Here is a 12,841-nt window from a genome sequence, read left to right as displayed (position 1 = left end):
CATGTATGTGGGGACACTGTCCTTCGATCTGCTCCTCGGCGACGTACGGTCGTTGAAGGAGAAGCGCTCAGTCGTCCGTCCGATCGTCGCCGAGCTCCAGCGCAAATTCGCGGTGAGCGCGGCGGAGGTGGGCGGTCAGGATCTCCATCGCAGGGCCGAGATCGGCCTTGCCGTGGTCTCCGGGGACACCGGACACCTCACAGATGTTCTGGACCGGTGCGAGCGGCTGGTGGCCGCCCGCCCGGAAGTGGAGCTGCTGTCCGTACGACGGTGGGTCCACAGCGACGAAGACGATTGAGCAAGGCGAAGAAGGAGACGGACCAGTGGCCGACAACGCGCGGGCGAAGAAGCTGGCGGACCTCATCCAGGAGGTGGTCGCCGAGAAACTGCAGCGCGGTATCAAGGACCCGCGTCTGGGTACGCACGTGACCATCACGGACACCCGGGTCACCGGCGACCTGCGGGAGGCCACGGTCTTCTACACGGTCTACGGCGACGACGACGAGGAGCGGGCGAGCGCCGCGGCCGGTCTGGAGAGCGCCAAGGGAATCCTGCGTTCCGCGGTCGGAGCGGCGGCGGGGACGAAGTTCACCCCCACGCTGGCCTTCGTGGCCGACGCCCTCCCGGAGAACGCCAAGGCGATCGAGGACCTCCTCGACCGGGCGCGGGCCTCGGACGCACGGGTGCGCGAGGCGTCCTCGGGCGCCACGTACGCCGGTGGTGCCGACCCGTACCGCAAGGCGGACGACGAGAACGACGAGGACGCCGCCTCCGAATGACATCGCAGAAAACGCCGGACGGCCTTGTCATCGTCGACAAGCCGTCCGGCTTCACCTCGCACGACGTCGTCGCCAAGATGCGCGGCATCGCCCGGACCCGCCGGGTCGGCCACGCCGGCACGCTGGACCCGATGGCGACGGGGGTTCTCGTACTCGGTGTCGAGAAGGCCACCAAACTGCTGGGCCATCTCGCGCTGACCGAGAAGGAGTACCTCGGCACGATCCGGCTCGGCCAGAACACGGTCACGGACGACGCGGAGGGCGAGATCACCTCGTCCGCCGACGCCTCCGGGGTGACCCGGGAGGGCATCGACGCCGGGGTCGCGGCCCTGACCGGACCGATCATGCAGGTGCCGTCCAAGGTCAGCGCCATCAAGATCGACGGCAAGCGGTCCTACGCGCGGGTGCGCGGCGGCGAGGAGTTCGAGATCCCGGCCCGGCCGGTGACGATCTCGTCCTTCCGCGTATACGACGTCCGCCCGGAGACCGCCGAGGACGGCACGCCCGTCGTCGACCTGGTCGTCTCGGTGGTCTGCTCCTCGGGTACGTACATCCGTGCGATCGCCCGGGACCTCGGCGCCGGGCTCGGCGTCGGCGGACATCTGACCGCACTGCGGCGCACCCGGGTCGGGCCCTACGGCCTCGACGCGGCGCGGACGCTCGACCAGCACCAGCAGGAGCTGACCGTGATGCCGGTGGCCGAGGCCGCCGCCTCGGCCTTCCCCCGCTGGGACGTGGACGAGAAGCGGGCCAAGCTCCTGTTGAACGGCGTACGGCTGGACATGCCGGCCTTTCCGCCGGGGCCGGTCGGTGTCTTCGGACCCGACGGCCGGTTCCTGGTCCTCGTCGAGGAGCAGAAGGGCAAGGCCAAGAGCCTGGCCGTATTTGCCTGACGGACGGCCCGGTCCGCGGGGCCGTCATCGTGGAGCGGGCGGGGCAGCTCCCTGCGCCCGCTCCACGGTCCCTCACATGTTCTGTCCACCGGGCGCCGTCAATTCACCCCAACGAGCAGGCGCTCGGAGTGAATCAGGGGTGCATTCGGGGGCGCTTTTACTCCGAGTGGCCCATGCGCTGATCATCCGACCTACCGTCGGACCATGGGAAGCGGGGACCGGACAGCGCTGGTACGCATCTGCGATCCGGCCGGCCGGCCGAGGGGGACCGGATTCGTCGCGGACGACCGGGGCACGGTGCTGACCAGCCACGAAGCCGTGGCCGGCCTCGCCCGGTCCGTCCTGCACGGGGCGGAGGGCCGCAGCCGCACCGTTGAGGCCGCCGACATCATCGCGCTGCCCGAGCTGGACCTCGCCCTGCTGCCCACCACGGGCCCCGGCGAGCTGGGCGTGGAGCCGGTCCCGATCGCCCTGCGCGGCCGGATCGACGCCGGTACGTATGTGACGATCGCCGCGCACGGCTGGCGCGAGGCCCGGGTGCTCGGCACCGCCCCCGTGACGTACACCGCGCACGGCCGCGCCCACCGGATCGGCGCGGCGCTGGAGCTGGCGCTCGGCACGGACGGCCGGGACGCCCTGTGGCTCGGCGGCGCCGCCGTGGGCGGGCCCGTCCTCGACCCGGAGAGCGGCGCGGTCATCGCCGTACTGGGCAGGGCGCTGCGCGCCGGACACCCGGGCGCCTTCGCCGTGCCGCTGTGGGCGGCGGACACCGGCGGCCCGCTCGACGCCCTGCTGCGGCGCAACGCCACGAGCGTCCCCGGATACGGGCGAGACCTCAACCTCGCGGGCGCCCTGCACCTCACCGCCACCTCGCTCGGCTCGTCGGACGGCCTGTCCGCCTGCCCCGATCCGGTGGAGCGCCCGGACGTCGTCGCGGAACTCACCGCCTTCGCGTCGCCGCCCAGCGCCGCGACGGCGCCGGACGGTCCCGCCGTCGTCCTCGGCCTCGTCGGAGCACCCGGCACCGGCCGCACCACCGAGCTGGCCGCGCTCACCGCGCGCCGGGCACGCGGCCCGGTCCCCGCCCCCACCCTCTGGCTGCGCGGCGCCGACCTGCTGGCCGACGACACCTCGGTCGCCGACGCCGTCGCCCGTACGCTGCGCAGGGCCGGCCGGATCGTCACCGCCGCCGGGGCCCGGGGCGACATGGCGAGCGCCACCCCCGAGCGGGTGGCCCGGCTGGCCGAGGAGTCCGGGAGCCCGCTGCTGGTCCTGCTGGACGGCCCCGAGGAGATGCCTCCGGCGCTGGCCCTGGAGCCGGCCCGGTGGACGCGGGCCACCGTCGCATGGCTGCGGGACAACGGGGCGAGGCTCGTGATCGCCTGCGGCCCGGAGCACTGGGAGACGGCCGGCGCGCTCTGCCCGCCCGGGGCGCTGCACCGGCCCACGAGACCGGCCGGGCGGCTGCCCTCCGCGGTCCGGCTGGGCGACTTCACCGCGGCCCAGGCCGAACGGGCCCGGGAGCGGTACGCCATCCCGCCCGGGGCGCTCGCCCCCGGCCACGAACGGCACCCGCTCACCCTGCGGCTGCTCGCGGAGGTGCGTGCGGCGCTGCCGGGCGACGTCGACGGGCAGCCCGACACCGAGGAGGTCTTCGGCGCCCATCTGGACCTGATGTGCCTGCGCGTCGCGGTCCGCATCGCGGCCGCCTCCGGCCCGGCGCCGGGGGGCGGCGCGGTCCGCAGGCTGGCCGCCCGGGTGGCGGGGCAGGTCCACGAGGCGGCGCGGCGCTGTCTGGGCCCCGGGCAGGGGGAACTGGACCGGGAGGCGTTCGAGGAGGTCTTCCCCTGGCGCACGGGCTGGGCGTCGGCCGTCCTCACCGAGGGCCTGCTCGTCCCGGCGGGCGCGGGCTACCGCTTCGCGCACGAGGAGCTGGGGGACTGGGTGCAGGGCGCCCACCTGGACGTGACCGCGGCGCTGTACGCCCTGGTCCACCGCCGGCACGCGCAGGAGGAGGGGCCGGGGCCGGGGCCGGGCCCGGCGGCCGGGCACCGGGTCCCGCGGCCGAGGAGCCCGCACCCGGGACGCGAACCGGCCGCGGCGGTGCCCGCGGAGCCGCGTACGAGGGCGGAGACGGCGCCTGTGCAGGACCCGGCGGCGCGGACCCGGGCGGCCGGGCCGCGCACCCTGCCCGTGCCGCGCCATCGCATCGGCCCGGTGCTCCAGGCCCTGCTGCTCCTGGGCCGCCGACAGGGCCCCGCCGCGCTCTCCCACGAGCTGGCCGATCTCGTCGGCGCGCTGGACCGGCTGACGGCGGCGGAAGCGGCGACGGAGGGACCGGGCGCGGATCCGGCGGCCGAGGACGGTGCCGGTGTCGGAGCCGACCGGGCATCGTGCCACGACGCCCGCTGGTGGGCGGTCCGGCTGCTCTCGGAGACCCTGCTCCGGGTGCCCGACGCCCGTCCCTACCTCGGCGTGCTGCGGCTCCTGGCCGGGCGAGTCGTGCGCCGGGCGGCCGCGGGCGCGCCCGCGGGGCCGGGGACGTACGCCGTGTTCGGGCCCTGGTTCTGGCGGCGGCTCGCACTGTCCGAGCAGGACCGGATCGACCTGTTCCGGCGTCTCGTCCCCGCGGACGGGCCGCCCGGCGCCGACCGGACCCGCGACACGCCCCCCGACGGCCACGGCGAGCGGTTCCTGGACGCCGTCGCGCGACGCCTCGCCGCCCGGCCCCGGACCGTGCAGCCCCTGCTGTGCGACTGGTTCACCGACGAGCGCCCGCTCCCCGCCGGGGACGGGGACACGATGCGGCCGACCGTGGCCACCGCCGCCCAGGCGCTCCTCCACGCCCGCCGGGACCTGGCCGTCGACGACCTCACCGACGCGCTGGTCTCCACCGCCCACCCCAGGGCCGAGGAACTGCTCGCCGCGCTGGCCGAGGACGCCCCCGGCGCGCTCTGCCGGGCCGTGCACCGCTGGGCCCACGACGAGGACCGGCCCGCCCGCCGCACCGCCGCCGCCTCGTACGCGCTGGTCACCTCGGCGCACGCCACCCTCGAAGCCGACCGCGAGCTGCTGCGCCGGTCGGCCCTGGCCCTGCTGGCCCGCCCGGCGGACGCCGCCCTCCACGGCGCCGCGCTCGCCCTGCTCGTACAGGATCCGCGGACCAGGGAACGCCACCTCCCGCAGGCGCTCCGGGCCTTCGTCGCCGGGGCGTCCGGGCTGCCCGCGGAGGCGCTCGCCGCCGCCCTGCCCTCCCATCCGGAACCCGTGCTCGCGGCGCTCCGGGAGCGGCTCACCCGGCCGGGCGACGGAGCGGGCGAGACGCTCCGCTCGCTTGCCGGGATCGAGGCCCCCGCGCTCGCCCTGCACGCCGCCGGACTGGTGCGCGCCTACATCGACAGCCACCCGGACGACACCGTGCACGCCGCCGAGTACGTAGCCCGGCGGCTGGAGCGCGGCGCCGCCGCCCGTGCCCTGCTGCTGCCGCTGGTCACCGGGCTGCTGCGGGACCGGCCCGTGCCGCCGCCGGTACGCGGGGCGCTGGCCGGGGTGCTCGCCGCGCCCGGCAGCCCCGCCTCCGGGCCGCTGCGGGACCAGCTGCTGGAGGTCCTGCTGGACTTCGAGCAGGAGGCCCACCGGGACCCGGCCGTGCTCGACGCGCTGCTGCGGGCCGCCGCCACCGGCTCCGGCGAGCGCGCCCCGGCCCGCACCCGCGCCCTGGTCCACCGCACCGGGACGCTCCTGGTCCGGACCCCCGAGGGCGCGGCCCGCTTCGACCGCCGACTGGTCGAACTCGCCCGTGACGTGCCCGGATTCGCCGCCCTGGTCACCGGGTGGCTGGCCGACGCCCCGCGGGAATGGGCGGTGCTCGTCGGCCCGAGCGCACGGCGGACGGTGGAGGCGCTGGGAAGCCGGAAGGCGATGCCGATGCAGGCCGCGGGGCGTGAGCATGGCAGTCTTAGACCTGCGTAACAGGCAATCTCACGTACACGGGTTCGGGCGAGGAGCGGTCACAGTGCAGCGCTGGCGTGGCTTGGAGGACATCCCCCAGGACTGGGGACGCAGCGTCGTCACCATCGGCTCCTACGACGGGGTGCACCGCGGACACCAGCTGATCATCGGGCGTGCCGTGGAGCGCGCCCGCGAGCTGGGTGTTCCGTCGGTCGTGGTGACCTTCGACCCGCATCCCAGCGAGGTCGTACGGCCCGGCAGCCACCCTCCGCTGCTCGCCCCGCACCACCGGCGCGCCGAGCTGATGGCGGAGCTGGGGGTGGACGCGGTGCTGGTCCTGCCGTTCACCGCAGAGTTCTCGAAGCTGGCACCGGCCGACTTCATCGTGAAGGTGCTCGTCGACAAGCTGCACGCCCAGCTGGTCATCGAGGGGCCCAACTTCCGCTTCGGCCACAAGGCCGCCGGGAACGTGCGGCTGCTCACCGAGTTCGGTGAGACCTACGACTACGCCGTCGAGGTCATCGACCTGTACGTGAGCGGTGAGGCGGGCGGCGGCGAGCCGTTCTCCTCCACCCTCACCCGGCGGCTGGTGGCCGAGGGCGACGTGGCGGGCGCCGCCGAGATCCTGGGCCGCCCGCACCGGGTCGAGGGCATCGTGGTCCGCGGCGCGCAGCGCGGCCGCGAGCTCGGCTTCCCCACGGCCAACGTGGAGACGCTGCCGCACACCGCGATCCCCGCGGACGGCGTCTACGCGGGCTGGCTGGTGGTGGACGGCGAGGCGATGCCCGCCGCGATCTCGGTCGGCACGAATCCGCAGTTCGACGCCACGGAGCGGACGGTGGAGGCCTACGCGATCGACCGTGTCGGTCTCGACCTGTACGGGCTCCATGTCGCGGTGGACTTCCTCGCGTATGTGCGCGGGATGCTGAAGTTCGAGTCGATCGACGATCTGCTCGTCGCGATGGCCGCCGATGTGAAGCGGTGCAGCGAGCTGATCTCCGCGTACGAGCGCGGCTGAGCCCCGCCGCGCGACCTGTCCGCTCCCTCGTGGGGCGACGCGGGGCCGGGACCGTCCTCGACGGTCCCGGCCCCGCGTCCGCGTACCGGCGGCCGGGTCAGGCCCGCGTCTTCGTGGCGGCCGCCGCCCAGTGGCACGCCACCTGGGTCCGTCCGCCGCCCGCGAGCACCGGCAGGTCCTGCGTACGGCAGGCCTCCGCGACGCCCGCCCGTTCCGCCTCGCCCGAGGCCAGCACCTGGCAGCGGGCGTGGAACCGGCAGCCGGAGGGCACCCTGGACGGGTCCGGCGGCTCACCGCCCAGGATCACCGGCTCGGCCCCGGACTCCGGCAGCACCGACAACAACGCCTGGGTGTACGGATGCTGAGGAGACGTCAGGATCTCCTCCACCTTGCCCGTCTCCACGATCCGCCCGAGGTACATCACCGCGACCCGGTCCGCGATGTTCCACGCCAGACCGAGATCGTGCGTGACCACCAGCGCCGAGAGGCCCAGCTCGTCCCGCAGCCGCAGCAGCAGGGCCAGGATCTCGCCCCGCACCGAGGCGTCGAGCGAGGCCACCGGTTCGTCGGCCACGATCAGTTCGGGCTCCAGGACGAGCGCACCCGCGATCACGACCCGCTGGCGCTGACCGCCGGACAGCTCGTGCGGATAGCGCAGGAAGAATCGTTCCGGCGGACGCAGACCGGCCCGGGACAGCGCCCCGGCGACCGCCTCCCGCTCGTCCCCGGCGTAGCCGTGGATCCGCAGGCCCTCGGCGACGGCGTCGTACACCGTGTGCCTCGGGTTGAGCGAGCCGCTGGGGTCCTGGAGCACCAGCTGGACCCGCTTGCGGTACGCCTTCAGCGCACGGCTCGCGTAGTCGAGCGGTGTGCCGCCGAAGGTGACCCGGCCGGACGTCGGCGGGACCAGGCCCAGCAGCGAACGCGCCAGCGTCGTCTTGCCGCAGCCCGACTCGCCGACCAGCGCGACGATCTCGCCGGGCCGGATGTCCAGGTCGACGCTGTCCACGGCCCGCGCCGGGGCGGCCCCGCGCCGGCCGGGGAAGGCGACCTCCAGCCCCTGGGCGCTGAGCAGCGGAGTGGTGGTGGTCATGGTGTGCTCCTTGCTTCCTCGGCGCCCGGCCGGGCCGCGGGGGCCCCCGGCTCCACCAGCACGCAGGCGGCCCGCCGCTCCGGCCCGGCGTCCCGCAGCTCCTGGTCCTCGGTGCCGCAGGATTCCAGGGCCACCGGACAGCGCGGGTGGAAGGTGCAGCCGCCGGGCAGCGCCGAGGGGTCCGGCGGATCGCCGGGCAGCCCGCGGGGCGCGAACCGGGAGGCCGGGTCGCCGATGCGCGGGAACGCGCCGGACAGGGCCTTGCCGTACGGATGGTGCGCGTTCTCGTAGACCTCGGACGCCGGGCCCTCCTCGACGACCCGGCCCGCGTACATCACGGCGAGCCGGTCGCAGGTGTCGGAGAGCACCGCGAGGTCATGGCTGATCATGATCAGGCCGAGGTCCTGTTCGGACACCAGCTGCTCGATCAGCCGCAGGATCTGGGCCTGGATCATCACATCGAGGGCCGTGGTCGGCTCGTCCGCGATGATCAGTCCCGGGTCGCAGGCGAGCGCCATCGCGATCATCACGCGCTGGCGCTGGCCGCCGGAGAGCTCGTGCGGATAGGCGGAGGCGCGGGCGGCGGGCAGCCCCACCTGCTCCAGCAGCTCGCCGGCCTTCTCGGCCGCGGCGGCCGGGGTCGCCTTCCGGTGCAGCAGGATCGGTTCCGCGATCTGCTCCCCGATGCGGTGCACCGCGTTGAGCGAGTGCATCGCGCCCTGGAAGACGATCGACGCCCCCGCCCAGCGCACCGCGCGGACCCGGCCCCACTTCATGGTGAGGACGTCCTCGCCGTTCAGCAGGATCTCGCCGGAGACCTTCGTGCCGGCGGGCAGCAGCCGCAGCAGCGCGAGCGCCAGCGTCGACTTCCCGCAGCCCGACTCACCGGCGATGCCGAGCTTCTGCCCGGCGCCGACCGAGAGGTTCACCCCGCGGACGGCCTGGGCTCCGCCCGCGTACGTCACCGTGAGGTCCCGTACCTCCAGGAGCGGTGTCTTGCGGATGCTCGTCGTGCTCAACGGGCCACCCCCAGCTTGGGATTGAGGACGGACTCGATGGCGCGGCCGCACAGCGTGAAGGCCAGGGCCACCAGGGCGATGGCGATGCCGGGCGGTGCCAGGTACCACCAGTCGCCCGCGCTGACCGCGCCCGCCTCGCGGGCGTCCTGGAGCATGCCGCCCCAGGAGGTGGTGGTCGGGTCGCTGAGCCCGAGGAAGGCCAGGGTGGCCTCGGTGAGGATCGCGCTGGAGATCACCAGGGTGGTCTGCGCCAGCACCAGCGGCATCACGTTCGGCAGCACGTGCCGGACCATGATGTGCCCGTGACCGCCGCCCAGCGCACGGGCGCGTTCGATGTACGGGCGGGACTCCACCGCGAGCGTCTGGGCCCGGACCAGCCGGGCCGTGGTCGGCCAGGTCGTGACCCCGATCGCGATGATGACCGTCCACATCGAGCGGTCCATCACGGTGGCGAGCGCGATGGCGAGGACCAGGGTCGGCATCACCAGGAACCAGTCCGTGACCCGCATCAGGACCGTCGAGTACCAGCCGTGGAAGTGCCCGGCGACGATGCCGACCACCGTGCCGATGGCGACGCACAGGAACGCCGCGAGCAGCCCGACGGTCAGCGAGACCCGGGTGCCCCAGACCAGCAGGGCCAGCACACTGCGCCCGAACTGATCGGTGCCGAGCGGGAACGCGCCGCTCGGCGACTCCAGCGCGCCACCGGGGGCGTCGGTCACGCTCTGCGAGTCGGCGCCGACGAGCTGCGGTGCGAACAGGGCGACCAGCGCGATCGCGACGAGCGCGGCCAGACCCCACAGTCCGCCCCGGTGGCCCCGGTACGCCTGCCAGAAGCGGGCGACGGACCGGCGCTTGCGGGCGCGGGCCAGGGCGCGGGGATTGCCCGCGGCCTCCGGTTCCGCCTTCGTGGGTGTGGGTGTGGGCGTGGGCATGGATTCGGTCGTCATCGGCCCACCCGGGGATCGAGCAGCGGATAGAGCAGGTCGGCAAGGGTGTTCGCCAGGATCACCGCGGTGGCGAAGACGAAGAACAGCGCCTGCACGAGCGGGAGATCGGGCACGCTGAGCGCCTGGTAGAAGAGGCCGCCCAGGCCCGGCCAGGAGAACACCGTCTCGACCAGGATCTGTCCGGCGACCACATGCCCGAGGTTCACGAACATCAGCGTGAAGGTCGGCAGCATCGCGTTCGGCACGGCGTGCTTGCGGCGTACGACATCGTCCCGCAGCCCCTTCGCGCGGGCCGTCGTCAGATAGTCGCTGCCCATCTCGTCGAGCAGCGAGGAGCGCATCACCAGCAGCGTCTGCGCGTATCCGACCGCGACCAGCGTGATCACCGGCAGGACCAGATGGTGCGCCACGTCCAGGACGTAGGCGAAGCCGGTCTCGTTGCCCGACTCCAGCCCGCCGGTCGGGAACATCCCCGGGATCGGGCCGATGCCCACCGAGAAGACGATGATCAGGAGCAGACCCAGCCAGAACGACGGCACGGAGTAGAGGGTGAGCGCGAACGCGGTGTTGAAGCGGTCGCTCAGCGAGCCGTTGCGCCAGGCGGTACGGGTGCCGAGCCAGATGCCGAGCGCGGTGTAGAGGACGTACGAGGTGCCGGTGAGGAGCAGGGTCGCCGGGAGCGCCTCGGTGATCTTGTCGACGACCGGGGCGTGGAACTGGAACGAGGTGCCGAAATCGCCCGTGAGGGCGTCTCCCACATAGGTCGTGAACTGCTGCCACATCGGCTGGTCGAGGCCGAACTGGTGCCTGAGCGACTGGAGTTGTTCCGCGGACACGGGCCGGCCGCCCGTCATCTGCTTCACCGGGTCGCTGGGGAGCAGCCGGAAGAGGAAGAAGCTGGTGACCAGGACCGCGAACAGCGATACCGCTGCCCCCGCGATCTTGGCCGCCACGTAGTGGAGATAGGCCCTGGTGTTGCGCGCCCGTGGACCGCGGTCGGCCGGCGGGCCGGTTCGAGCCGGCCCGTCGGTGTCCGCGTCCGCGATCTGCACGAGCGCCGGAGTGCTGTCAGCTGTCATGGGGAACTCTCGTTACTCGTGCTGCACGTGGAGGGGCCGGACGGCGGGCGAGTGCTCCCCGGCCGACCCCTCTTCACCCGTCCGAGTGATTACTCGCGGTCGTCCGCCGTGTTGCGGCGGCGCATCGTGAGGAACAGCCCGCCACCGGCGAGCACCACGACCACCACGATGATGCCGATGACGACGCCGGTGGAGCCCGACCCGCCGGAACCGTCCGAACTGCCGCCGGACGCGGGAACGGCCGACCACCAGCTCCAGTAGCCGTCCTGGCCGTAGATGTTCCCGGCCGCCTCCGGCATGGTCGTGATCGACTTGATCTGGTCGGTGCGGTACGCCTCGACCGCGTTCGGGTACGCGATGACGCTCATGTACCCGGAGTCGTACAGCCACGACTGCATCTGGTTGACGATCTCGGCGCGCTTGGCGGGGTCGTACTCGGCGAGCTGCTTCTTGTAGAGCTCGTCGTACTTCTTGTCGCAGATGAAGTTGTCGGTGGAGGCGCTGTCCTTCGCCTTCGCCGGCAGTGCGGCGCAGGTGTGGATGCCGAGGACGAAGTCGGGGTCGGGGTTGACCGACCAGCCGTCGAAGGCCAGGTCGTACTCACCGGCATACCAGGGAACCGAGACGTCGTCGAGGCAGTCGACCTTCAGGCCGATGCCGAGCTTGCCCCACCACTCCTTGAGGTACTTGCCGATCGCCTTGTCGTTGGGGTCCGTGGCGTGGCAGAGGATGCGCAGGTCGAGCGGCTTGCCGTCCTTGCCGACCCGCTGGTCGCCCTTGAGCCGGTAGCCCGCCTCGTCGAGCAGCGCGGCCGCCTTGGCCGGGTCGTAGGCGAGGCTCTGTCCGGCGGTGGGCTGCCAGTGGTACGCGGAGAAGCGCGGCGGGATGTAGCCCTGGCCCTCGACGGCGTGCCCCTGGAAGACCTTGTCGATGATGGTCTTGCGGTCGATGGACAGGAAGAGGGCCTGGCGCACCTTCTGGTCGAGAAGGGCCTTGTTGCCGTTGCCGAACTTCTTGCCGTCCTTGGTCTGCGCGCCCGGGTTGGTGGCCAGCGCGAAGAAGCGGCGGCCGGGGCCCTCGTTGACCTTGACGTTCTTCTCGCCCTTGAGGGAGGCGGCCTGGGCGGGCGTCAGGGCGGGGGAGCCCGCGACGAAGGAGACCTCGCCCTTGCGCAGCGCGGCGACGGCGGCGTCCTGGTCCTTGTACGTCTTGAAGACCAGTTCGTCGAACTTGGGCCTGCCGCGCCAGAAGTCCTTGTTGGCCTTGAGCTTCACGTACTGGTCGACCTTGTAGTCGGTCAGGATGAACGGCCCGTTGCCGACGACCGGGAACGACGTGTCGTTGTTGAACTTGGAGAAGTCGCCGACCTTCTCCCAGACGTGCTTGGGCACGATCGGCACGTCGAGTGCCGCCATGGTGGCCTGCGGCTCCTTGAGCTGGATGACCAGCTGGGTCGGGCTGGGGGCCGTGACCTTCTTGAAGTTGGCGACGAAGTTGCCGTTGGCCTGTGCGGCGCCCTCGGCGGTCATCATCTTGTTGAACGTCCAGGCCGCGTCCTCGGCGGTGGCCTGCCGGCCGTCCGACCACTTGGAGTCGGAGCGGATGGTGTACGTCCAGGTCAACTTGTCCGCGGACGGCTCCCACTTGGTCGCCAGACCGGGGATCGCGTGGTTGTCCTTGACGTCGTAGTTGGTGAGGAAGTCGTACATGAGCCGGGTGATGCTGGTGCTGAGCAGCTTCTGGGCCAGGAACGGGCTCATCGAGTCGACGCTCTGTGCGACGGCGACGGTCAGTGTCGACTTTCCGCTGTCGGCGGCCTGCGCCTGCTGCGGTGCGGCGCCGAGCGGTACACCCGGGACGACGGACCCGGCGGCCAGCGCCAGTGCGGCGGCACCGGAGGCCAGGAGCACGCGCAGACGCGTGCGTGGCTTGGCGGAGCGTGGTGGGACTCTTTCGACCATGGTCAGGGACCTCGCGTCATGACTCGCACGGAGAAGGCGGGTTGATCTGTGGTTCGCCAGCTGGTGAAGCGAAGGTTTATCAGCGAGGGTCGAGCCGC

Annotated in this window: 10 protein-coding genes; 5 read left to right on the top strand and 5 right to left on the bottom strand. The window is 73.0% G+C overall.

What is annotated here, in order from left to right:
- The first annotated feature begins 1 nt into the window (after nt 1).
- The 5 genes from ACFVFH_RS25790 (at nt 2) to ACFVFH_RS25770 (ending at nt 6,641) form a co-directional block, all read left to right on the top strand.
- On the top strand, nt 2-298 hold the full coding sequence (locus ACFVFH_RS25790; protein WP_383772805.1) for a DUF503 domain-containing protein: 297 nt from the start codon (nt 2-4) through the stop codon (nt 296-298).
- 25 nt (nt 299-323) lie between these two features.
- Nucleotides 324-779, top strand: a complete 456-nt coding sequence (gene rbfA / locus ACFVFH_RS25785; protein ID WP_383772803.1) for a 30S ribosome-binding factor RbfA — start codon at nt 324-326, stop codon at nt 777-779.
- Nucleotides 776-1,672, top strand: a complete 897-nt coding sequence (gene truB / locus ACFVFH_RS25780; protein WP_383772801.1) for a tRNA pseudouridine(55) synthase TruB — start codon at nt 776-778, stop codon at nt 1,670-1,672. The genes rbfA and truB overlap by 4 nt, the downstream gene beginning before the upstream one ends.
- A 204-nt stretch (nt 1,673-1,876) precedes the next feature.
- The gene (locus tag ACFVFH_RS25775) at nt 1,877-5,644 is read left to right on the top strand and encodes a trypsin-like peptidase domain-containing protein (protein ID WP_383772799.1); all 3,768 of its coding nucleotides are present in this window, start codon (nt 1,877-1,879) and stop codon (nt 5,642-5,644) included.
- Between the two features lie 43 nt (nt 5,645-5,687).
- Nucleotides 5,688-6,641: a bifunctional riboflavin kinase/FAD synthetase gene (locus ACFVFH_RS25770; protein WP_383772797.1), complete on the top strand. Its 954-nt coding sequence runs from the start codon at nt 5,688-5,690 to the stop codon at nt 6,639-6,641.
- A gap of 97 nt (nt 6,642-6,738) precedes the next feature.
- Here ACFVFH_RS25770 and ACFVFH_RS25765 read toward each other — a convergent pair whose 3' ends face one another.
- From ACFVFH_RS25765 to ACFVFH_RS25745, 5 genes are all read right to left on the bottom strand, one after another.
- Nucleotides 6,739-7,734 carry an oligopeptide/dipeptide ABC transporter ATP-binding protein gene (locus ACFVFH_RS25765; protein ID WP_383772795.1) on the bottom strand — a complete coding sequence of 332 codons (996 nt, stop codon included), beginning with the start codon at nt 7,732-7,734 and terminating at the stop codon, nt 6,739-6,741.
- Nucleotides 7,731-8,753 carry an ABC transporter ATP-binding protein gene (locus ACFVFH_RS25760; protein ID WP_383772793.1) on the bottom strand — a complete coding sequence of 341 codons (1,023 nt, stop codon included), beginning with the start codon at nt 8,751-8,753 and terminating at the stop codon, nt 7,731-7,733. Before ACFVFH_RS25760 ends, ACFVFH_RS25765 begins: the two co-directional genes overlap by 4 nt.
- Complete coding sequence (locus ACFVFH_RS25755; RefSeq protein WP_383772791.1) at nt 8,750-9,703, bottom strand: ABC transporter permease; 954 nt, start codon at nt 9,701-9,703, stop codon at nt 8,750-8,752. The genes ACFVFH_RS25760 and ACFVFH_RS25755 overlap by 4 nt, the downstream gene beginning before the upstream one ends.
- Nucleotides 9,700-10,782 (bottom strand): ABC transporter permease, encoded by a 1,083-nt coding sequence (locus ACFVFH_RS25750; RefSeq protein ID WP_383772789.1) that lies wholly within the window; start codon nt 10,780-10,782, stop codon nt 9,700-9,702. The genes ACFVFH_RS25755 and ACFVFH_RS25750 overlap by 4 nt, the downstream gene beginning before the upstream one ends.
- An 89-nt stretch (nt 10,783-10,871) precedes the next feature.
- Entirely contained in the window at nt 10,872-12,743 is a 1,872-nt protein-coding gene (locus ACFVFH_RS25745) for an ABC transporter substrate-binding protein (RefSeq protein WP_383772787.1), read from the bottom strand.
- Nucleotides 12,744-12,841 lie beyond the last annotated feature (98 nt).

Origin of the sequence: Streptomyces sp. NPDC057697 (assembly GCF_042799335.1) — a bacterium.
In the GTDB taxonomy this organism is placed as follows: Bacteria; Actinomycetota; Actinomycetes; order Streptomycetales; family Streptomycetaceae; genus Streptomyces.
The sequence above is the reverse complement of the archived record's forward strand: the minus strand, read 5'-3'. Positions and strand labels throughout refer to the sequence as shown.